Origin of the sequence: Mycobacterium terramassiliense (assembly GCF_900157385.1) — a bacterium.
Classification (GTDB): domain Bacteria; phylum Actinomycetota; class Actinomycetes; order Mycobacteriales; family Mycobacteriaceae; genus Mycobacterium; species Mycobacterium terramassiliense.
In genome coordinates this window covers 72,961-93,225 of record NZ_LT717701.1, presented here as the reverse complement: position 1 = coordinate 93,225, position 20,265 = coordinate 72,961, and the positions used below count along the sequence as shown (strand labels likewise).

Annotated in this window: 21 protein-coding genes and 3 pseudogenes; 16 read left to right on the top strand and 8 right to left on the bottom strand. The window is 68.0% G+C overall.

Going from position 1 to position 20,265, the window contains the following annotated elements; genetic code table 11:
* Positions 1-56: 56 nt before the first annotated feature.
* Positions 57-182 (bottom strand): hypothetical protein, encoded by a 126-nt coding sequence (locus tag MTAB308_RS15065; protein ID WP_108637325.1) that lies wholly within the window; start codon positions 180-182, stop codon positions 57-59.
* 161 nt (positions 183-343) lie between these two features.
* On the opposite strand from MTAB308_RS15065, the gene MTAB308_RS15060 reads away from it, so the two are divergent.
* On the top strand, positions 344-967 hold the full coding sequence (locus MTAB308_RS15060) for a TetR/AcrR family transcriptional regulator (RefSeq protein ID WP_077100282.1): 624 nt from the start codon (positions 344-346) through the stop codon (positions 965-967).
* A gap of 12 nt (positions 968-979) precedes the next feature.
* Here MTAB308_RS15060 and MTAB308_RS15055 read toward each other — a convergent pair whose 3' ends face one another.
* Positions 980-2,491 carry a PE family protein gene (locus MTAB308_RS15055; RefSeq protein ID WP_077100281.1) on the bottom strand — a complete coding sequence of 504 codons (1,512 nt, stop codon included), beginning with the start codon at positions 2,489-2,491 and terminating at the stop codon, positions 980-982.
* Positions 2,492-2,630: 139 nt separating this feature from the next.
* Entirely contained in the window at positions 2,631-3,527 is an 897-nt protein-coding gene (locus MTAB308_RS15050) for an alpha/beta hydrolase (protein WP_077100280.1), read from the bottom strand.
* A gap of 104 nt (positions 3,528-3,631) precedes the next feature.
* On the opposite strand from MTAB308_RS15050, the gene MTAB308_RS15045 reads away from it, so the two are divergent.
* The 5 genes and pseudogenes from MTAB308_RS15045 (at position 3,632) to MTAB308_RS15025 (ending at position 7,772) form a co-directional block, all read left to right on the top strand.
* Positions 3,632-4,732, top strand: coding sequence for an NAD(P)H-dependent amine dehydrogenase family protein (locus tag MTAB308_RS15045; protein ID WP_077100279.1), 1,101 nt, complete (start codon positions 3,632-3,634; stop codon positions 4,730-4,732).
* Positions 4,733-4,747: 15 nt separating this feature from the next.
* Complete coding sequence (locus MTAB308_RS15040; RefSeq protein ID WP_077100278.1) at positions 4,748-5,488, top strand: glucose 1-dehydrogenase; 741 nt, start codon at positions 4,748-4,750, stop codon at positions 5,486-5,488.
* A 105-nt stretch (positions 5,489-5,593) separates the two neighbouring features.
* Positions 5,594-5,911: pseudogene (locus MTAB308_RS15035) on the top strand (WhiB family transcriptional regulator); the annotation flags it as partial.
* Between the two features lie 126 nt (positions 5,912-6,037).
* A complete protein-coding gene (locus tag MTAB308_RS15030; protein ID WP_077100277.1) occupies positions 6,038-7,387 on the top strand; it encodes an FAD-binding oxidoreductase in 1,350 nt (449 codons plus the stop codon).
* A 34-nt stretch (positions 7,388-7,421) separates the two neighbouring features.
* Complete coding sequence (locus tag MTAB308_RS15025; RefSeq protein ID WP_077100276.1) at positions 7,422-7,772, top strand: PNPOx family protein; 351 nt, start codon at positions 7,422-7,424, stop codon at positions 7,770-7,772.
* An 81-nt stretch (positions 7,773-7,853) separates the two neighbouring features.
* Here MTAB308_RS15025 and MTAB308_RS15020 read toward each other — a convergent pair whose 3' ends face one another.
* Genes MTAB308_RS15020 through MTAB308_RS15005 form a run of 4 tightly spaced genes read right to left on the bottom strand, consistent with a single transcriptional unit; the run spans position 7,854 to position 10,638 of the window.
* Entirely contained in the window at positions 7,854-8,393 is a 540-nt protein-coding gene (locus MTAB308_RS15020; RefSeq protein WP_077100275.1) for a TetR/AcrR family transcriptional regulator, read from the bottom strand.
* Between the two features lie 24 nt (positions 8,394-8,417).
* Positions 8,418-9,257, bottom strand: a complete 840-nt coding sequence (locus MTAB308_RS15015) for a thioesterase family protein (protein WP_077100274.1) — start codon at positions 9,255-9,257, stop codon at positions 8,418-8,420.
* A 19-nt stretch (positions 9,258-9,276) separates the two neighbouring features.
* Positions 9,277-10,095 carry an SMP-30/gluconolactonase/LRE family protein gene (locus MTAB308_RS15010; RefSeq protein ID WP_077100273.1) on the bottom strand — a complete coding sequence of 273 codons (819 nt, stop codon included), beginning with the start codon at positions 10,093-10,095 and terminating at the stop codon, positions 9,277-9,279.
* A gap of 51 nt (positions 10,096-10,146) precedes the next feature.
* Positions 10,147-10,638 carry an SRPBCC family protein gene (locus tag MTAB308_RS15005; protein ID WP_077100272.1) on the bottom strand — a complete coding sequence of 164 codons (492 nt, stop codon included), beginning with the start codon at positions 10,636-10,638 and terminating at the stop codon, positions 10,147-10,149.
* 97 nt (positions 10,639-10,735) lie between these two features.
* On the opposite strand from MTAB308_RS15005, the gene MTAB308_RS15000 reads away from it, so the two are divergent.
* From MTAB308_RS15000 to MTAB308_RS14990, 3 genes and pseudogenes are all read left to right on the top strand, one after another.
* Entirely contained in the window at positions 10,736-11,626 is an 891-nt protein-coding gene (locus tag MTAB308_RS15000) for an acyl-CoA thioesterase (protein WP_077100271.1), read from the top strand.
* 15 nt (positions 11,627-11,641) lie between these two features.
* A complete protein-coding gene (locus MTAB308_RS14995) occupies positions 11,642-12,556 on the top strand; it encodes an LLM class F420-dependent oxidoreductase (protein WP_077100270.1) in 915 nt (304 codons plus the stop codon).
* Positions 12,557-13,709: pseudogene (locus tag MTAB308_RS14990) on the top strand (acyl-CoA dehydrogenase family protein). It abuts the gene before it with no gap.
* Positions 13,710-13,778: 69 nt separating this feature from the next.
* Here the strand turns inward: MTAB308_RS14990 and MTAB308_RS14985 are convergent.
* Positions 13,779-14,456 (bottom strand): DUF427 domain-containing protein, encoded by a 678-nt coding sequence (locus tag MTAB308_RS14985; protein WP_077100269.1) that lies wholly within the window; start codon positions 14,454-14,456, stop codon positions 13,779-13,781.
* 213 nt (positions 14,457-14,669) lie between these two features.
* Here MTAB308_RS14985 and MTAB308_RS14980 point away from each other — a divergent pair.
* From MTAB308_RS14980 to MTAB308_RS14950, 7 genes and pseudogenes are all read left to right on the top strand, one after another.
* Positions 14,670-15,170 (top strand): annotated as a pseudogene (locus tag MTAB308_RS14980) (PE family protein); the annotation flags it as partial.
* 26 nt (positions 15,171-15,196) lie between these two features.
* A complete protein-coding gene (locus MTAB308_RS14975) occupies positions 15,197-15,445 on the top strand; it encodes a hypothetical protein (RefSeq protein ID WP_077100267.1) in 249 nt (82 codons plus the stop codon).
* A gap of 79 nt (positions 15,446-15,524) precedes the next feature.
* Positions 15,525-16,694, top strand: a complete 1,170-nt coding sequence (locus MTAB308_RS14970; protein WP_077100266.1) for a CaiB/BaiF CoA transferase family protein — start codon at positions 15,525-15,527, stop codon at positions 16,692-16,694.
* Between the two features lie 123 nt (positions 16,695-16,817).
* A complete protein-coding gene (locus tag MTAB308_RS14965) occupies positions 16,818-17,369 on the top strand; it encodes a hypothetical protein (RefSeq protein ID WP_077100265.1) in 552 nt (183 codons plus the stop codon).
* Positions 17,369-18,073 carry an NIPSNAP family protein gene (locus tag MTAB308_RS14960; RefSeq protein ID WP_077100264.1) on the top strand — a complete coding sequence of 235 codons (705 nt, stop codon included), beginning with the start codon at positions 17,369-17,371 and terminating at the stop codon, positions 18,071-18,073. The genes MTAB308_RS14965 and MTAB308_RS14960 overlap by 1 nt, the downstream gene beginning before the upstream one ends.
* Positions 18,074-18,081: 8 nt before the next feature.
* Entirely contained in the window at positions 18,082-19,293 is a 1,212-nt protein-coding gene (locus MTAB308_RS14955; protein ID WP_077100263.1) for a cytochrome P450, read from the top strand.
* Position 19,294: 1 nt separating this feature from the next.
* Positions 19,295-20,263: a zinc-binding dehydrogenase gene (locus MTAB308_RS14950; RefSeq protein ID WP_077100262.1), complete on the top strand. Its 969-nt coding sequence runs from the start codon at positions 19,295-19,297 to the stop codon at positions 20,261-20,263.
* Positions 20,264-20,265: the final 2 nt, after the last annotated feature.

Below are 20,265 nucleotides of genomic sequence, written 5' to 3'. Positions count from 1 at the left end.
AGCGCAGCGGAGCTGGGCGCTGCGGGTCGCCGCCAAACGGTCGGTCCGACGGGTGGTCAGACGGGCGGGTAGGCCGGCGGCGGGTACCCGTTACCGTCGACGACACCGCGCAGACCCCACGGCACGTACTTGAAGAAGAACTCGATCTCGTCGCTCATGTCATAGTCCGGACTCGGATCCATGTCCCCACCTCTCGACTCGCGACCAGTTCGACACCCCATCCTAGTCGCAGAGGCGTCGGTGCGACAGGCGGCGGTGGCCTTAAACTGTCCAACCAGTTGATTGATACTTTGCCTTATCCGGGCCCCACCGCGGCCCAAGGCAGCGACGATAGAGAGTGCGAATGCCATCCGAGAACGGGCTGACCCGCCGTGAGGAGTTGCTGGCTGTCGCCACCAAGCTGTTCGCCGCGCGCGGCTATCACGGGACCCGGATGGACGACGTCGCCGATGTGATCGGGCTGAACAAGGCGACCGTCTACCACTACTACGCCAGCAAGTCGCTGATCCTGTTCGACATCTACCGCCAGGCGGCCGAGGGCACGCTGGCCGCCGTGCATGACGATCCGTCGTGGACGGCCCGCGAAGCGCTCTACCAGTACACCGTCCGCCTGCTCACCGGGATCGCGGCCAATCCGGAGCGGGCCGCCGTCTACTTCCAGGAGCAGCCCTACATCACCGAATGGTTCACCAGCGAGCAGGTCGCCGAGGTCCGCGAGAAGGAGGCGCAGGTCTATGAGCACGTGCACGGGCTCATCGACCGCGGCATCGCCAGCGGGGAGTTCTTCGAGTGCGACTCGCACGTGGTGGCCCTGGGCTACATCGGGATGACGCTGGGCAGCTACCGCTGGTTGCGGCCCAGCGGGCGGCGCACCGCCAAGGAGATCGCCGCCGAGTTCAGCACCGCGCTGTTGCGGGGGCTGATCCGCGACGAGTCGATCCGCAACAGTTGCCCGCTCGGACCGTAGTTCGACCAAGCGTCAGAAGTTCGGCGGCGGAATCAGGTGCAGCACGTTCCCGGCCGCGCCGCTGAGCACCGACAGCAGCGTCGTGCTGGACTGGCCGAAGGAGATATTCAGGCCCGGATTGATCGACGGAACCCACGGGTAGGTGTCCGGGAAGTACGACGGGGACAGCAGCCCCGACTCCACCCCGATTTCGACCGCGGCGCCGTAGGGGCCCTGCACCGCGCCCAGGGCGAGGTCGGGGATGACCGTGAACGGATTCGGCAGGTCGAACAGTCCGGCCGGCGTCGGAATGTTCGCATAGTTGGCGCCGGGTCCGTAGTCGGCGTAGCCCAGGTCGACGAGCACCCGCAGGTCCGGCTGGAAGATGTCGGCGATCGGCGGACCGGCGTAGGGGATGGCGCGGATCGGCTCCAGCAGCGGCAGGTTCTGGGACATGAGCATGTAGTACTTCGTGCTGCCGGTGTAGTCGGGCGAGGTCGGCAACTGGACAGCGGTGCCGACCGAGGTGGCCGACAGGTCTGGGTAGCTGCCATGGACAAAGAAGTAGCCCATGAAGGCGTTGAGATCGGAGACGAGGTTGAGCGGGTACTGGGGCAGGTCGGCGATGCCGTCGTATTGGAGCGTGTAAATCGACGTCGGATACGGGGAATTCGGCGGGGTCGCGCCGTTGAACGCCACGTCCAGGAACGGGATGTAGAAGCCGGGGAAGCGTTCGAGGATCCCGCCGACGGGGTTGTTGGGATCGCCGATCAGCGTGAAGTTCAACTGACCCTGATAGGGCGAGCCCGCGGCCATGAGGTTCCGTATTTCATTCGTGGCGATCGTGGCGCTCTGCGAGTAGCCGAACACGACGGCGTGGTTGTTCGATTGGTTGAAGAGCGTCGAGTTGATCGCGCTGTCCAGCAGCGTGACGCCCTTGGCGACGGACTGACCGAACGTCAGATTGCCGAGCCCCGGCGTCACCGGCCAGAACTGCTCGGGCGTGAACACGCCCTGGACGATCGCTGAGCCGAAAACCGGTTTGATGTAGGAGTTGTAGACGCTGTTTGCGTAGAAGGGGTCCGGTTGGGGGTTGTTGGTGCCGCCCATGATCAGCGCGTACAGCGGGTCCCCGGCGGGCGAACTGACCAGCGAGGTCAGCACGCTGGGGCCCGTCGATGCGCCGCCGGTGACTCCCGCCGGACCGAGCAGCGCCCGCAGCGGCGCGGTGAGCTCATTGGAGATCCCCGCGACCAGCGCCGCGTTGGTGGCCTCGGCTTGGGCGTAGGTGCTCGCCGCGGCCTCCAGTGTCCGGGTGAATTCGGTATGGAAATTTGCGGCTTGGGAAAGGGTCGTTTGATATTGCTGGCCGTAGGCGCCGAACAGATTCGCGATGGCCGCCGACACCTCGTCTTCGGCCGCTGCGACCAAACCGGTTGTCTGTCCCGCCGCGCCGGCGCGGGCGGCGTTGATCGTCGACCCGATGTTTTGCACGTCGGCAGCCGCGGAGGCCAGCGTCTCAGGGGTGCTTATTAACTGCGACATCGCCCCGTCCTTCCCCACAGACTGGGACCCCAACGGTCACACGGGACGTACCCTTACCCGCGACCGTGGGTATTAGGTACTGACCGAGACTAGAGCCGTCCCGCCGGGAAATCTGGCGTTTTGCGGAAGTTTGCCCGGGCTACATTTGCGCGTTTTTCAAATGCCTGCCAAGGAAAGCGAGTTGGTCTTCCACCACGCGCTCGAACGCGTCGTCGACATAGATCGCAAAGTGGCCCTCGGGGTACATCCTGACCTCGCCGCGCGGAGCCTTGGCCGCGTAGCGCAGGGTGGGGACCGCGGGAGCCACCGAGTCGGCCTCGCAGACGCAGAACAGGACGGGGCAGCCGACCTTCGCGGCGGCGCGCCCCGGCCGGTAGAAGATCACCTTCAACGCCAACCGCGCGGCGACCTCGTTCGGCACCGTTTCGCCCTCGGGGATCAGCCGCAGGTAGCCGGGGTACGCGTCGGGGGCGTTCATCAACGCGACCTCGCCCGGCTTACCCGCCGCGGCTACCATCACCGGTGACCGGCCCAACCGGGCCGCGATGAGGTCTCGCGCCGCCAGGGCGCCGATGCGGGCGAAGATCACCGGGTCGAGCGTGCGCGCGGACGCGACACCGTCGGTGAACGGGCACTGCGCCACGACGGCCTTGATGCCCGGCAGGCGCGCCGCCGTCGCGATGACGTGGCCGCCGCCAAACGAGGTGCCCCACAAGCCGATTCGATCGTGATCGATGCCCTCAAGGGTGCGCCCGTAAGCGACCGCGGCCGCCCAGTCCGCGAGCTGCATCTTGATGTCGAGCAGTTGGCGCGGCCGGCCCCCGCTGTCGCCGAAGTTGCGGTAGTCGAACACCAGGCAGGCGTAGCCGGCGGCGCTGAATCGCTCGGCGTAGGCGTCCAGTCGCATGGTGCGCACCGCGCCCAGGCCGTGCGCCATCACCAGCAGCGGCGCCGGGTCAGCGCCCGCGGGCCGGTACAGCCACGCGCTGACCCGGTCGTCGCCGGATGCGAATTGGACGTCCTCGCGTTGTGCCACAGCTTTTCAATTCTGCCCCGTGCCCTGTTGGGCCCGATAGGCGCCTGAGAAATAGTGGACTACTGTCTAGAAACGTTTCGAGCGTTCGAGGGACGGAGACTCTGATGGCCATCCGCGTCGCGCACGTCGGCACCGGAAATGTCGGGGGGCTGGCCCTGGCCGAACTGATCACCAACCCGCAGTTCGACCTGACGGGCGTGTGCGTCTCCACCCCGGAGAAGGTGGGCAAGGACGCCGGGGAGCTGTGCGGCGCCGGCCTGGACGCCGCGACCGTGACGGGCGTCGCCGCCGTCGGAGACCTCGACGCGATTCTGGCCACCAAGCCCGAGTGCGTCGTCTACTGCGCGATGGGCGACACCCGCCTGCCCGATGCGATGGCGGACGTGATGCGCATCCTGGCCGCCGGGATCAACGTCGTCGGATCGTCGCCGGGGTTGCTGCAATACCCGTGGGGCGTGATGCCCGGCAAGTACATCGATCGCGTCGAAGACGCTGCGCGGCAAGGAAATTCGAGCGTTTTCATCACCGGCGTCGATCCCGGGTTCATCAACGACCTCATCCCGTTCGCGCTGGCCGGCACCTGTCAGAGCATCGAGCAGGTGCGCTGCATGGAGATCGCCGATTACGCCACCTACGACGGCGCCGAGGTCATGCACTACATGGGATTCGGCAGGCCGTTGGACGAGATGCCGATGCTGCTGCAGCCCGGAGTGCTCAGCATCGCCTGGGGGACGGCGATCCGTCAGCTGGCGGCCGGGCTCGGCATCGAGATCGACGAGATCACCGACTCGTGCCAGCGCGAACCGGCGCCCGAGGACTTCGAGATCGCGGTCGGGCCCGTGGCCGAGGGCACCATGGCCGCGCTGCAGTTCGAGATCCGCGGCATGTCCGGCGGCCGCCCGGCCATCGTCGTCGAGCACATCACCCGGTTGCGCCCCGACCTCCGGCCCGACTGGCCGCAGCCGGCTTCCGGCGGCGGCTCCTATCGGGTCGAAATCACCGGGGAGCCGTCCTACGCCGTCGACATCGTCCCGAGCAGCCGCAAGGGCGACCACAACCACGCCGCGATCGTCGGCGCGGCGGGGCGCATCGTCAACGCCATCCCGTCGGTGATCGCGGCCCCGCCCGGCATCCGCACCACGTTCGACCTTCCGCTGGTCACCGGCAAAGGTCTCTATGCACCGAACGACCTGCTAGTCACGTAATCGAAAGGAGTCCCGGTGGGACGGGTAGACGGCAAAGTTGCGCTCATCAGCGGTGGCGCCCGGGGGATGGGCGCCTCGCACGCCCGGATGCTCGCGGAAGAGGGCGCCAAGGTGGTGATCGGCGACATCCTCGATGACGAGGGCAAGGCGCTGGCCGACGAGATCGGCGAGGCTGCGCGCTACGTCCACCTCGACGTCACCCAGCCCGACCAGTGGGACGCCGCGGTGGCCACGGCGACCGGCGAATTCGGCAAGCTCAACGTGTTGGTCAACAACGCCGGCATCGTGGCGCTGGGGCAGCTGAGGAACTTCGATCTGGGCAAGTGGCAGAAGGTGATTGACGTCAACCTGACCGGCACCTTCCTGGGCATGCGGGTGGCCGTCGATCCCATGACCGAGGCCGGCGGCGGCTCGATCATCAACGTGTCGTCGATCGAGGGACTGCGGGGCGCGCCCGCGGTGCACCCCTATGTCGCCTCGAAATGGGGGGTGCGCGGCCTGGCCAAGTCGGCGGCGCTGGAACTCGCGCCGTTCAACATCCGGGTCAACTCGATACACCCCGGTTTCATCCGCACCCCGATGACCGAGAAGCTGCCCGAGGATATGGTCACCATCCCGTTGGGCCGCCCGGGCGAGGCGCGGGAAGTGTCGACCTTCGTGCTGTTCCTCGCCAGCGACGAGTCGTCCTACACGACCGGCAGCGAATTCGTCATGGATGGCGGACTGGTCACCGACGTGCCGCACAAGGAGTTCTGAACCTTCCTCGCCCCTCCTTATTGGACGTGTGTTTAGACCCTGGGATCGCGGGGAATTACGCATTGACCTGCGGGGGGTCCTCGGGCCGGATGAAGGGATCAGCTCATGTCAGTGTCAACCCTTGCCGGTCGCAGACCCTACGGCGCGGGCGTCCGGGGGGTGGTCCGCAGCGCGGACGCGGACGACCCGGCCCGGTGGGTGTCGAGGGCCCTGTGCACCGCCACCGATGGCGACGGCCTCTTCGTCACGGGCGCCGAGCAGCGCAAGGCCGCGGCGTTCTGCCGGCACTGCCCCGTCATGCGGCAGTGCGCGGCGGAAGCGTTGGACAACAATGTGGAATTCGGTGTGTGGGGCGGCATGACGGAGCGCCAGCGGCGGGCCCTGCTCCAGCGGCACCCAGAGGTGGCGTCCTGGTCGAACTTCCTGCGCACAGTGGAGTCGGATGAATTGCGCCGAATGTTGCGGGTCGGCGGACGTCCGGCCGTGGCGTCCGGCGCGGAAGACATGTCGCCCTTCTGGCTCTAGTCGGGCGGTGCTATAACCGCGAGCATGCCAGGCAGCCTCGGGGACCTGAAGGGGATCGTCGGTTCCAAGCACGTCATCACCGATGCCGACGTGCTGGCCGGCCGCAGCGTCGACCACACCGGCCGCTATCGCGGGCGGGCCAGCGCGCTGGTGCGGCCGGGGTCCGCCGAGGAGCTCGCCGCGGTGCTGAGGGTGTGCCGCGACGCCGGGACGCACGTGACGGTGCAGGGCGGACGCACCTCGCTGGTGGCCGGCACCGTCCCCGAGCACGACGACGTGTTGCTGTCCACCGAACGGCTCTGCGCCGTCGGCGACGTCGACATCGTCGAGCGCCGCATCGAGGCCGGCGCCGGCGCGGTGCTGGCCGCCGTTCAAAGTGCCGCCACCGCAGCGGGTTTGGTGTTCGGTGTGGACCTGGCCGCCCGCGACACGGCGACCGTCGGCGGCATGGCCTCGACCAACGCCGGGGGCCTGCGGACGGTCCGCTACGGCAACATGGGTGAGCAGGTCGTCGGGTTGCAGGTGGCGCTGCCCGACGGTTCGCTGATGCGCCGCCACAGCCGGGTGCGCAGCGACAACACCGGCTACGACCTGCCGGCACTGTTCGTGGGCGCCGAGGGCACCCTCGGCGTGATCACCGCGCTGGACCTGCGGTTGCACCCCACGCCGTCGCACCGGGTGACGGCGGTCTGCGGGTTCGCCGACCTCGAGGTGCTGGTCGAGGCCGGCCGCTCCTTTCGGGACGTCGACGGGATTGCGGCGCTGGAGCTGATCGACGGCCGGGCCGCGGCGCTGACCGCCGAACATCTGGGGTTCGGCGCACCGGTCGCCGGCGATTGGCTTCTGTTGGTGGAGCTGGCCGCCGACCACGACCAAACAGATCGCCTCGCCGACCTGCTGGATGGCGTGCGGCTGTGCGGCGAACCCGCCGTCGGCGTGGATGCCGCGGCGCAGCAACGGTTGTGGCGTGTCAGGGAAGGCCTCGCCGACGTGCTCGGTGTGTACGGGCCGCCGCTGAAGTTCGACGTGTCGTTGCCGTTGTCGTCCATAGCCGAATTCGCAATGCGGGCAGCGGATTTGATCGGCAAGCGTGCTCCCGAGGCGTTGCCCGTGCTGTTCGGCCACGTCGGCGAGGGCAACCTGCACCTCAACGTGCTGCGCTGCCCGCCCGAGCGCGAGCGGGATTTGTACGAGCCGATGATGGACCTCATCGCGCGGTGCGGGGGCAACGTCAGCTCCGAGCATGGCGTCGGCACCCGCAAGCGCCCGTATCTGGACATGTCGCGGGAGCCCGCCGACATCGCCGCGATGCGGACGGTCAAGGCGGCTCTGGACCCGACCGGCTACCTCAACGCCGCGGTGCTGTTCGACTGATCATTGTTGTGCCGCCTGACATACGCTGGGATTCATGGCATCCGGAATCTTCGACACGCCCATTGTCGGGATCGTCAACAACTTATTCGGCGGACTGATCGACGCGCCCATCGTCGGGCCACTGGTACGACGCGGGATGATCAAGATTCGCTACGTCGGCAGGCGTTCGGGTAAGACGATCCAGACCCCGGTCGGGTACCGCCGCTCCGGTGACGGCATCGTCATCAACGTCATGTCGCCCGATAGCAAGACATGGTGGCGAAACTTCCTCGGCGCGGGCGGGCCGATCACGCTGCTCAACTTCGACGGCGCCGACCGCACCGGACACGCGATCGCCGCCCGCGACGAGAAGGGCCGGGTCAAGGTCGCGGTGCAGCTCGACTGATCAGCTCGTGCGCGAGGGTGCGCAGTTGTACGCGTAATACGGCGTGTCGCCGTACAAACGCGCGCGCTCGCGGGAATGTGATCAGGGGCTGCCCTTGATCCCGACGGCGTGGCGCAATTGCTCCAGGAACTGGTCGGCGTCGTCGCTGCGGACGATGTAGTGCGAGATCGCGATCCTGATGACCGTCGCCGCCTTCACCGCGGCGTTGGGTCCGGAGAGGTGACGTTGCAGGCCGGCGCGCATCTCCGGGATGACGCGGCCGAACTGCGCCACGGTGTGCTCGGGTTCGACGTCGACCATGCGCACACCGGAGTACGAATGCTGGAACTCGACGATGAACCGCAGCACGGCGTCGAGCTTGTCGACTCCCTTCAGTCCGGCGGTGGCCCTCACCAAACCGCTCTCGAAGGCCTGCCGTTCGTATTGCGAAAAGGCCGACAGCAGTTCCTCTTTGGACGCGAACCATCGGTAGAGCGTGGGGCGCGACACCCCCGCCTGGGCCGCCACTTCGGACAGGCTGAGCTTGGTCTGGCCGTTGCGGCCGAGTACTTCGGCGGTGGCGTCGAGGATGCGCTGACGCGTCGAGGTGTCGATCTCTGCCGCTTGGGCCGGTTGGCTCATAAAAGAAACTTTACGAAGTATCGCCTAGGTGTCACGGCTTTTCTTTTCCCGGGCAGGTCGCGCGCGCACCAGCACCGACTGCTGGATGGCGCCGACGGCGCCGCGCTCGTCGAACAGGGTGCCGACGGTCGTCCCGATCCCGTCCGGCCCGTAGCTGGTCTCCGCGCGAATGCCGATCCACTCGCCGTCGGGGATCCGGAACACGTGCACGGCGAGGTCGGTGTTGAGAAACGTCCACTTGGTGATGTCCAGCTTGCTGCCGATGCCGTTGGCGCAGTCGGCCACGGCGAACAGCCGCTCCAGCGGCGTCATGGTCTCGCCGTTGACGAGGTCCACGGTCGGGTTGATCCAGGATTCGCCCGGACCGTCGCTCAGCGGTTCGGTGAGCCAGAGCCACTCGAGGCTGTGCACGTAATTGCGATCCCAGTCCCGCGCCTTGAGGTTGCGGTTGCGGGCCTCGGTCCGCGGGCGCGGCAGCGTGGCCGCCGCGTGGGCAATCGCCTGGGTGTCCTGCTGTTGCAAGCGCCATCCGCTGGCGCGGGCCACGGGCCGGGGTTCACCGTCGGGACCCGGGGCGAGCATCTCGGCGCCGACCAGTTCGATCTGCTTGCCACCGCGCTGCACGTGAGAGCTCACCCATAGGTCACCCTCGGCCGGCACCCCGCCCAGCAGGTCGATCACGACCCGCGACAGCCGGGTGTCGTCGCGCTGGTCGCACCGTTCCAGCGCCCGGACCAGCAGCGCCGACACCGGCCCGCCGTGCTGGATCGCCGCCGACCAGGTGCCGCGCGCCAGGTCGGTCGCCCGGAACTTCTCGCCCGGCGCCCCGGCGTCCTCGATCAGCTCGTAATAGGAATCCGTCACTCGTGCGCCTCTCGGGGTGTCAGGGTAGGCCCGCGCCGGGCGTCTCGACCGTCACGGCGTCCAGCCGGGACAGCTTGGTGCCGATCAGGCGCCGGGGATACGCGTCGGTGCTGGACAGCAGGAACAGCGTGCGTCGCGAGGGGCCGCCCAGCGCGCATGCGATGGCGACCCGCTCGCCCATGTCGATGCGGTCGGTCACCGCGCCGCCTTCGGTGATCCGCTCGAACTGGTGGGCCAGCGTCATCGACGTCCACACCCCGCCCTCGGCGTCGAGCGCGATCCCGTCGGGCGGCCCGTCGAGGCCGTCGGCGAAGACCCGGCGGTCGGCGAGCCCGCCGTTGGCGTCGATGGTGAACGCGGTCAGCCGGCGGGCGGTCGACTCGGCGACGATCAACGTCTTCCGGTCCGGGGTGATCACCATGCCGTTCGGAAAGGCCAGGTCTTCGGCGACGACGGTGGCGGTGTCGTCGGCATCGAGGCGGATGATCGCGCCGCCGGCGAAGGCCTGGCATCCGATGTAGGCCCGCCCGGCGTCATCGACAACCATGTCACCCAGATTGGCCGGCGTCAGAGGGGCGAGATCGGCGATGGGGAGGACCGTTTCGCCGTCGTAGCGCAGCACCTGCCGGTCTTCGGTCGAGGCGATCAGCAGTGACCCGTCGGGGCGGAACCCCAGGCCGGACGGGGAGCGTCCGGGCAGGGGCAAGGTGGTCAGCGAGCCGCGCATGTCCGCGGTGTGGACGGCCTCGCCGAGCATGTCGGAGAACCACAGCAGTCCCTCGAACCAGCGCGGGCCTTCACCGAAGCAGAATCCGTTGGCCAGGGGCTCGGGGATCATCCGCCCGCCCCCTCTGACAACCGTTCCGCATTACAAAACATCGCAGAAGTGTCATGCAGGACGTGCGCCGGTGTCAATCTCGCCCAGTTCGCGCGCCACGGCCTCGTGGTAGGCGTCGATGCGCGCCGGGTTGGCCTGCTGGAAGAGCTGATCGGGCAGCGGGGCGTGCTTGTATGCCTCGATCGTCATGGTCCGGGAGAACAGGGTGATCTCCCGGCCCGGCCTGGTGAACCGGTAGGCGACGGTGATCCGGCCCTCGAGCCCGCCCTTCCCATCGCGGTCGTGGCCGAGGCGGCCGACCGAATTGAACACGAACAGCGAGGGCCGGTCGGCGATCGCTAGTTGCCAGCTGAAGATCCGCTCGCCGTCCGGACCCGCCTCCTCCCAGGTGTCGCCGACCGTGAGCGGCAGCTCCGGCAGCTTGCCGACGTGCGCGCTGCCGGGGTAGGTCTTCGTCCAATTCGCCGGATTGGTGACATAGTCGTAGACCGCTTCGGCGGGATGGGCATAGGCGATTTCCGAGGTGCTCGTCACGATGCCCAATTGCGTTGCCTCCCTGAGTCCGTTAGCCAAGCTTTACAAATCCTACTCAAAGTGTCACGCTGAGCCGTGAGCTGCTAGCCCGAGAGATGGAGCGGACTTGACCAAAGCTTCCGAGGAATCCCAGCAGACCGAGTGGACGGTGCAGGGCCTGCTGGATCTCTTCGACGTGCGGCCCGACGGGCAAGATCGGTTCACCGGAGAGACCGGTATCGCCGCCGGCGACGAACGGCAGGTGGTCGAGGGCACCCAGGTGCTCGCCCAGGCGATCGTCGCAGTGGCCAAACGATTCCCGGACAAATCGGTGCGCTCGGCGCACGCGGTGTTCTCCCGCGCCGTCACCGTCGGCCCGCCGATCGAATTCGTCCTCGACGTGGTGGCCGAGGGCCGGTCCACCGCGACCGCCGTGGTGGCCGTACACCAGAACGGTCGGCGCTGTCTGAGCATCACCGTGCTGGCCGACGTTCCGACGGCCGACGTCATCCGTCACCAGCTGCTGCGTCCCGACGTGGCCGGGCCGGCGGAGGCGAACCCCTCGCCGATGCCGATGGTCGGACGCGAACTGCGCCTGGTCGACGTCGTCGACGTCAACAGTCCCGACGAGGTCGGGCCGCCGGAGTTGTATGCCTGGCTGCACTACGAACCGATCCCCACCCGGGACGACCTGGCCAAGGCCCTGCTGGCGTACTTCACCGGCCACCTTGGGATTTCGACCACCATGCGCGCGCATCCGGGCATCGGCACCGCCCAGGCGCACCTGACCGTGTCCACCGCGCCGATGAGCATCTCCGTCGCGTTCCACGAACCGGTGCGCTGGGAGGGCTGGCTGCTCTACACCCACGAGAGCACCCAGGTCGGCGCGGGAATGTCGTACGTGCGGGGCACCGTGCACTCCGAGGACGGCGAGCTGCTGTGTTCGTTTGCCCAGGAGGCGCTGATCCGTCCGCTGCGCACGAGCGACACCGCGATCGATTCCCGCGCGCGGTTCTAACGTCGGGTCAACCTCATGCGCTTCACCATCACCCACCCGATGCACAGCCATCCGTACAACCCGGAGTTGGTGAGCGGCAACGGCATCGCCACGGTGGCGGCGGCCACCGAGGCGGCCGGGATTCACGGGTTCGGCTTCACCGATCACCCGGCTCCGTCGCAGCGGTGGCTCGAGGCCGGCGGGCACGACGCCCTGGATCCCTTCGTCGCGTTGGGATATGCGGCGGCGAGGACGACGACGCTGCGCTTGATTCCCAACATCGTGGTGCTGCCGTATCGAAACCCGTTCGTGGTGGCCAAGTCCGGGGCTTCGTTGGACCTGCTTTCGGGCGGCCGCTTCACGCTCGCGGTCGGGGTGGGTTACCTCAAGCGTGAATTCGCGGCGCTGGGCGTGAATTACGACGAGCGCGCCGCGCTGTTCGACGAAGCGTTGCAGGTGATCCGCGCGATCTGGACCGGTGATGACATCGCCTTCGAGGGAAAGCATTTCACCGCACGGGGTATCACGGCGCACCCACGGCCGGCCAGCTGCCCACCGATCTGGATCGGTGGCAACACCACGACCGCTCGCCAGCGCGTCGCCGAGCACGGCGACGGCTGGTGCCCCTTTCCCGCCCCGCCGCAGCTCGCCCAGACCGCGGGCACCGCGGTGATCGACTCGGTGCAGCGCCTCACCGAAGGCATCGACGATCTGCGGCGGCGCTGCGACGCGGCCGGCCGCGACTGGTCGGCGATCGACGTCACCTTCACCAACTTCGAAGGCGGCAGCCCCGCGTCGGATGAGTTCAACGCCGACGCATACCTCGATGGATTGGAAAAGCTTGCGGCAGTGGGCGTGACGTGGGTGAGCGTCGGTCTGCCCGGCGACAGCGTGGCGCATGCACTCGACACCCTCGACCGGTTCCGAACCCTAGTCATCGATGCGATGTAAATGGACTTCTCGCACGTCGAACTCTCTCCTCAGGACCAGGAATTTCTTGAGGATACCCGGGCCTTCATCGGCAAGCACGTCACCGACGAGGTGCTGGCTCGCCAGCTTGAATTCGGCGAAAACTTCGACGAGCAGGTGCATTTGGCGCTCGGGGAGGCCGGCTATCTGGCCTCGGATTGGAAGGCGGAAGCCGACGGCGGGTTCAGCCCGGTTCGGCGGCGTATCTTTCAGCTCGAGATCGCCCGGGCCCACACCCCGTGGTACCACTGGGGCACCACGTCCGTCGTCGCGCGGTTGGTGCAGCAATTCGGCGCCCCGGAACTGACCGACAAGGTCTTGCCTGGTGTGCTCTCCGGCGAAATCCGGCTGTTGCCTGGGGTACACCGAGCCGGAGGGGGGCTCCGACGTCGCGACCTGCCAGACCCGGGCGGTGCGGGAGGCGGATGGATCCAGCTGGATTATCAACGGCTCCAAGATGTTCACCTCTAACGCGCAGAACGCCCGGTACGTTTTTTTGCTCACCAACACCGACCCGCAGGGCCCGAAACACAAGAACCTGACCATGTTTCTGGTCCCCCTGGCGCCGGGCATCGAGATCCAGGGCATCCGCACCCTGGACGGCGACCGCACCAACATCGTCTACTACAGCGATGTGCGCGTCGATGACCTCCAGCGCATCGGCGAGGTGAACGGCGGCTGGACGGTGATGCGCGCGGCGCTGGACTCCGAGCACGGCATCACCGACCCGGAAGACCATGGCCTGCAGTACGTTGCGGCGATGGCGGGCCACGGCGACATCATGGCCGAAGTGGTCGACGCCGTCGCGGCGCTCGTTTCTTGCGTGGACGACGAGTCGGTGAAGTACCGGCTCGGGCGCGCCGTCGCGCGGATGGAGGCGGCGCTGTCCACGCCGGGGATGTTCGGACGCGTGGCGATCGCGCAGACGATGCGCGACATCACCCCGGACCTGATGGACATCCTGGGAGCGGCGTCGACGCTGCCCACCGGCACCCAGGGAGCCGCGAGCGACGGTGCGGCAGAACACCTTTACCGGCTGTCGTTACCGCTCGGGATCTACGGCGGAACTCTCGAGGTGTTCCGCAACATGATCGCCCAGCACGCGCTGGGCCTCGGACGCCCTCATTACGGCTAGCTTTCCCGCGAAAGTGCGACCACCGGCGGCGGTACTCGGGAAATGCGTCGCCAGTTGCACTTTCGCGGCTTAGGTGAGCGGTAGCTCGGCGACGACGTCGGCGCGTGCGGCGTCGAAGCTCAGAAACCCCTTGATGGGCAGGCTTTCCGGCGGCGGGTCTTCGTAGCTCCACGCGACGTCATCGACGACCAGGTCGTCAAGCACAGCTGACCAATACGTCGCAAAGCCCTTGTAGTTGCAGTAGCTCGACGTCTCCGATCGCCGCAGCAGGTCGGTGCGCGCGTGTTTCGGGTCGACGTAAAGGCGGGGCTCGAGCGACGTTTCGAACAGGATCAGCGTGTCGTCGGTGTCGACCAGGGGCGTGCCGGCGGCCGAGACCCGCAGGCGGCGTTTAGTCGGGCGGCAGTCGATGCGGTGGTAGGGGTTCGGCGGATAGTGCACGAGTTCGCGGCCTTCCTCCAGCCAGGTGTCGACGGCTTCCCACGGCACGTGGACGAAGCCGGGGGCCTCGGGCTCCGGTTCGGTCGGCAGGTCGCCCACGTCCTCGGCCGGGAACACGTAGCTCAGCGGTCGGCCCCGGCGGTGCACCAGGAGCGCCCGCTCGGTGTCGATCATCAAGCGGCGGTCGCGGAAGGCCTGGACGCGCCGCGGGTGCGGCTCGAGGTATACGACGTCGGGCGGTATCGGTGGAGAGAACCACCCGGCCGGATCGCCGCTGAGCGGACCGCGTCCGGCCACCAGACTCATGACGCTTGCTCCGACACTGTTCCCCTTTGCGTTACAAATGATCCACATAGTGTAAATGGAGAAATGCGGGCTTCTGCTAACGGACTTCTTTCGACAGGTGCGCGTTTGACGGAAAGCGGAAAGAACGGTTGGGAATCCGCGTAGCCTGAACGTTCTTACCATTCACCTGTATATCTCGATTTTGATGCGACGACGGCCCGGTGAGAGGAAACGATGTCGTATCTGGCGGCGGCTCCGGAATTCCTGGCTCGGGCGGCAACGGATCTGACTGACATCGGCTCGCAGCTGACCGCGGCGAATGTGGCGGCGACGACTCCGATAACCGCAATGGCGCCTGCCGCCGCCGATGAGATATCAGCGGCCATCTCGTCGCTGTTCGCCGGTCACGGACGGGCCTTCCAGGCGCTCAGCGGCCAGGCCGCGGCGTTTCAGGCCCAGTTCGCGCAGGCGTTGAGCGGCGCGGGCGCCTCGTATGCGGCCGCCGAGGCGGCCAACGCCTCGTCGTTGCAGACCGTGGAGCAAGACGTTTTGGCGGCGATCAACGCGCCCACCAACCTGTTGTTGGGGCGCCCGCTGATCGGGAACGGTGCCAATGGGACGGCAACCAACCCGAACGGCGGGGCGGGTGGGTTGCTGTTCGGCAACGGCGGCAACGGCTATTCGCAATCGGGCACTGGCTACACGGTCTGGGCGGGGCTGCCGGGCAAGGGGGGACGGGCAGCGGTCAGAGTCCCTCAACGGTGAGCCTCACCGTCGGTTCGAGCTTCACGCTCCTCAACAACGCCTCCGGAAGTGCTACCGTCGCCTTCCTGATCGGTGCGGATGTCACATCCATCAGCCCAGCGGGTGCGAACCTGGCTACCGGCGGCACGATCCCAGTGACGGTCACATTCGCGACCGGCCATACCAGCGGTACCGTCCTTTTCGGACCGCTGCCCCTCGGGGCCGCGGGTCATGTGGGCAACGCTGGGGCCAACGGGTTCCTGTAGGCCAAGCCGCAGCGACGGGGTGGGCCAACCGACCCCAGTCGATGATTGGCGCGCGGAACGGCTGGCTATTGTCCAAGCCATGGCGGGACCGGTGGAAGGCGTCAAGGTCGTCGAGCTCGGGGTCTGGGTGGCCGGACCGGCCGCCGGCGGCATCCTGGCCGACTGGGGCGCCGACGTGGTCAAGATCGAACCGCCGACCGGTGACCCGGGCCGCCTGTTCGGCCGGATGCTGGGGTGCGACCTCGGGGTCAACCCGCCATTCGAAATGGACAACCGTTCCAAGCGCAGCGTCGTCCTGGACCTCACCACCGAGGCGGGCCGCGACACCGCCCTCGAATTGCTCAGCGACGCTGACGTTTTCGTGACGAACGTGCGGCCCGGCGCGCTGGAACGCCTCGGGCTGGACTTCGAGTCGGTGTCGGCCCGCAATCCCCGCCTGGTCTACGGCCTCATCACCGGCTACGGCGAAACCGGGCCCGACGCCGATCGCGCCGCCTACGACGTCGCCGCGTTCTGGTCGCGGGCGGGGGTGGCCCACCTGCTCACCCGGCCCGGGGACACGCCCCCGTTTCAGCGCGGCGGCATGGGTGACCACTCGGCCGGGATGACCCTGGCCGCGGCGGTGTGCGCGGCGCTGCTCGCCCGCGAACGCACCGGTTCGGGCCAGCTGGTGACCACCTCGCTGTACCGCCAGGGCGCCTACACGATCAGCTTCGACCTCAACACCTACCTGCTGACCGGCCAGCCGATCGCGATCGGCCAGCGGGAATCGATGGGCAACCCGTGCATGAACAACTACGCCGCCGCCGATGGGCGCCGGTTCTGGATCGTCGGGCTGGAGGCCGATCGGCACTGGCCGCCGATGTGCCGCGCCGTGGGCCGCCCCGAGTGGGCCGACGATCCCCGGTTCGCCGACGCCCGGGCCCGTGCCGTCAATGCGGTGCAGCTGATCGCCGAGCTCGACCAGATCTTCGCCACCCGCCCGCTCGACGAATGGGCGCGGATCTTCGCCGGCGAACCCGACCTCTTCTGGTCGCCGGTCAACGCGCTCGAGGACGTCGTGGCCGACGAGCAGTTCCACGCCGCGGGCGGCATCATCGACGTGCCCGACGGGCAGGCCTCCGTCGCGATGGTGGCCACACCGGCGGATTTCCACGGCACGCCGTGGGCGCCGCGGTCCGCGGCGCCGCAACTGGGGCAGCACACCGACGAGGTTCTCGCCGAACTCAAGGCCCGGCGCGGCTCCTGACCGGCCCCCGGGACCTTTACAAATTTGGCCAGAAGTGTCACGCTGTCCGGTGACAACAAGCCCATGACGAGCGCTGCAGGTAGCGTCCTCGCACCGTGAGGTGCGGCGGTGAGGAACGGATTGATGGTCACTCCAACGTTCAACATCGGCCACAAGAGCCGGGCGAGGTCTGCGCGATCGGCCCGCGCCGACGGTGAGTGTCTGCGATACCGGTTGGATGTCGTCGCGGCCAGCGCCGCCGACGTGGTGCAGTCCGCCGGGGGTTGGCTCTACGACCGGGTGATGGCCGGTTGGGAGGTGAACGTGCTGCTGCCGCACGGCTGCGACACCCGCGCGCTGCGGATCCTCGGTGTGCGCCCACTGGCCTCCGACGGGCAGCCGGACCCGGCGGGCGCAAGGAGCCACAGCCTGGCGGTCAGCGCCGAGGCGTTCGCCGCCGACCCGCGCGTGCGGGAGAAGGTGCTCGAGGCAATCGGTGACCGGTTGACCGAGGTCGCGTTGTGGGGTGACGGGTGGCCGCTGGCGGTCGACCGCGGGATGACCCAAGCGCAGCACGTGCTGACCACCGCGGCGCGCAGATTCAAGGGCTATGCCCTGGCCGCGGCCGGAATAAGTTGCGACACCGTCGATCCCACCGAAACGCTGCTGTGCGACAGGGCGACCCGGCTCGACTGATGAAGAGGTACTACGGCCATACCCTGCTCTACCTGCACGAGACGATCTCGTTGGGATCCGCGCGGGGCGACGGCTTCACCGAGGCGTTCACCGACACCTACCGCCCGATGATGGACGATCTCGGCGCCCGGCTCTTCGCGATCTGGGAGACCACCCCCTACAACGGTCACTGGCCGCAAGCCACGATCATCTGGGAGATCGACGGGTTCGCCGACTACGCCCGCATCGGGGCCGCCCAGGCGCGCGGCGGCAGCCATGAGGCCGCGGCGGTCAAGTGGGCGGCATACCTGTCCGACATCGGCGCCTCCGGGGAGGGGCGGATCATGTATCCCGGGCCCAGCAACAAGACGCTGGCACAGCTGCGTGAGGCGAATTTCGCTGCGCCCCTGGTGATCCAAGAGGTCATGCAGACCAAGCCCGGGCGCCAGGACGACTACATCCGCGAGCTCGAGCGCCTGTATGTCCCGTGGTCGGAGCGCACCGGCAAGCGGTGGCTGGGTTCTTTCACCACGACGTTCCGCTACAACGAGGTCATCCACTACTGGGCGCTGGACGGCGGCTGGGAATGCTTCGCCAATCACTACCCGTCCTGGAAGGAGAGCCCGCCCGCCGAGATCGTCACGTGGATGAGCGTGGCGCCGGCCCTGCGCGACGGCTGGGAGGACTCCATCCTGCAGGCCTTACCGCCATCGCCACTGCAGTGAGCAGTCACGTGGATTTCGCCTACGACCCGTTCGACGCGCAGGTGATGGCAAACCCGTTGCCGTACTACCGGATCCTGCGCGATCGGCATCCGGCGTACTACATGCCACAGTGGGACACCTTCGCGCTCTCCCGCTTCGACGACATCTGGGGGGTCCTGGAGGTCAACGACGGCACCTTCGTGGCGTCGGAGGGGACCCTGCCCGCGGCGGCCGTGCTGGCCCAGCACAACACCGGGCCGGTCGACGACCCACCGCTGCATCCGCTGCCGTTCCACGCGGTGTTCGACGCGGACTTGTACGGCCAGATCCGTCGCGCGCATTCGGCTCCGCTGCGCCCCCGGGCCGTCGCCGGGCTGGAGGACCGGATCCGCGCGCTGGCCAACGAACGCCTCGATGCTCTGCTGCCGTGCGGCTCGTTCGACCTCACCCAGGACTACGGCGGCATCGTGGTGGCGTCGGTCGTCTGCGAATTGCTCGGTATTCCAACTGATCTCGCGCCGCAGGTGCTGGCCTCGGTGAACGCCGGCAGCCTCGCCGAGCCCGGGGTGGGCGTGGACACCGCCGAGGCGCGGCCCAACTACATGGAGTTCCTCGTGCCGGCGGTCCAGCGCCGCCGCGCCGACGCGTCCGGTGGTCCGCTCGGCGTTGTCGACGGGCTGCTCGGCTACCGCCTGCCCGACGGCAGCGCGCTCGACGACGTCGAAGTCGCCGTGCAGATGCTCTGCATCTTCATCGGCGGCACGGAAACGGTACCGAAAATCGTCGCCCACGGCCTGTGGGAGCTGACCCAGCGCCCCGAGCAGCTGGCGGCGGTGCGCGCCGACCCCGACAACAACGTGCCGATCGCGCGTGAGGAGATGATCCGGTTCTGTGCCCCGGCGCAGTGGTTCGCCCGAACCGCGCGCAAGCCCTTCACCATTCACGACGCGACGATCCGGCCGGGCCAGCGCGTCATCACGCTGCTGGCCTCGGCCAATCGTGACGAACGGGAGTACCCCGAGCCCGACGAGTTCGTCTGGAACCGGCCGATCCGTCGCTCGCTGGCCTTCGGCCGCGGCCAGCACTTCTGCATCGGCTACCACCTCGCGCGGCTGGAAATCGCTGTGCTACTGCAGGAATGGCTGCGCCGGGTCCCTGACTACGCGATCCACGGCGAGGCCGCCGCCCGTCTGCCCTCCAGCTTCCAGTGGGGATACAACAAGATCCCGGTGGAGGTCTGACGTGTGGTCTTACCGGATCATCGCCCCGTACCTGTTCGAGCGCACGTCGATCCCCGACAACACGGTCGAGCACCTGGCCGACGGCCAAGTGCTGCTGCAGTTTTCGGCCGCCGGCGTGTGCGGCAGTGACCTGCCCCCCTTCCGCGGCAACCGGGGCCGGCTTCCGGGCGACGACGGAAAAAGCGCCGCCGAGAAGGACGGCTTCCCGATCCACGAGGTGGCCGGTGAAGTCATCGCCAGCCGGCACCCCGATCACCGGGCCGGCGACCGGGTGGTGGGCTGGGCATCCCGGTTCGACGGCCTGATGGAACGCGTGATCAGCGATGGGAACATGCTCGCGCCGTACGACCCAGCGCTGAGTCCGGCGGAGGCGGTAGGCCTGCAACCGCTGGCGTGCGTCCTGTACGCGTGCGAACAGCTCCCCGACCTGTCCGGTCGGCACGTCGCGATCATCGGCCAGGGCTCGATCGGGCTGCTGTTCTCCTACGTCGCCAAGGCAACCGGCGCCCGGCGCGTCACCGGCGTCGATCCCGTCGACCGCAGCGGTCACGCAACGGCTTTCGGGGTCGACGACCCGGTGCGGGCCACCAGCGACCGGTGGGTGAGCCAGCTGGCGCCCGACGACCGCGCCGACGTCGTCATCGAGGCCGTCGGGCACCAGGTGGCCACCCTGGGGCACGCCATCGAAGCCGCCGCGCCCGGAGCCACCGTCTTCTATTTCGGCGTCGCCGACGACGAGACCTACCCGATCAACATGCGCCTGATGCTGCGCAACAACCTGACCCTGAAATCCGGTGTGACCCTGGACCGGCGACGCGTCCTGGACCTGGCGGCCAAGTTCGCGGGCGAGCACCCGGAGCTGCTCCGCACCTACCTCACGCACACCTTCGGCGTCGACGATGTCCAGGGCGCATTCGATCTGGCCTGCCGGCCCGACCCCGAGCGCATCAAGATCGCGATCGGGCAGTGACG

Bases quoted from the DNA above. Each gene is read 5' to 3' on its own strand.
- MTAB308_RS15065 (WP_108637325.1), bottom strand. From the start codon at position 182: ATGGATCCGAGTCCGGACTATGACATGAGCGACGAGATCGAGTTCTTC.
- MTAB308_RS15060 (WP_077100282.1), top strand. From the start codon at position 344: ATGCCATCCGAGAACGGGCTGACCCGCCGTGAGGAGTTGCTGGCTGTC.
- MTAB308_RS15055 (WP_077100281.1), bottom strand. From the start codon at position 2,491: ATGTCGCAGTTAATAAGCACCCCTGAGACGCTGGCCTCCGCGGCTGCC.
- MTAB308_RS15045 (WP_077100279.1), top strand. From the start codon at position 3,632: ATGGCCATCCGCGTCGCGCACGTCGGCACCGGAAATGTCGGGGGGCTG.
- MTAB308_RS15030 (WP_077100277.1), top strand. From the start codon at position 6,038: ATGCCAGGCAGCCTCGGGGACCTGAAGGGGATCGTCGGTTCCAAGCAC.
- MTAB308_RS15025 (WP_077100276.1), top strand. From the start codon at position 7,422: ATGGCATCCGGAATCTTCGACACGCCCATTGTCGGGATCGTCAACAAC.
- MTAB308_RS15020 (WP_077100275.1), bottom strand. From the start codon at position 8,393: ATGAGCCAACCGGCCCAAGCGGCAGAGATCGACACCTCGACGCGTCAG.
- MTAB308_RS15010 (WP_077100273.1), bottom strand. From the start codon at position 10,095: ATGATCCCCGAGCCCCTGGCCAACGGATTCTGCTTCGGTGAAGGCCCG.
- MTAB308_RS14995 (WP_077100270.1), top strand. From the start codon at position 11,642: ATGCGCTTCACCATCACCCACCCGATGCACAGCCATCCGTACAACCCG.
- MTAB308_RS14985 (WP_077100269.1), bottom strand. From the start codon at position 14,456: ATGAGTCTGGTGGCCGGACGCGGTCCGCTCAGCGGCGATCCGGCCGGG.
- MTAB308_RS14970 (WP_077100266.1), top strand. From the start codon at position 15,525: ATGGCGGGACCGGTGGAAGGCGTCAAGGTCGTCGAGCTCGGGGTCTGG.
- MTAB308_RS14965 (WP_077100265.1), top strand. From the start codon at position 16,818: ATGGTCACTCCAACGTTCAACATCGGCCACAAGAGCCGGGCGAGGTCT.
- MTAB308_RS14960 (WP_077100264.1), top strand. From the start codon at position 17,369: ATGAAGAGGTACTACGGCCATACCCTGCTCTACCTGCACGAGACGATC.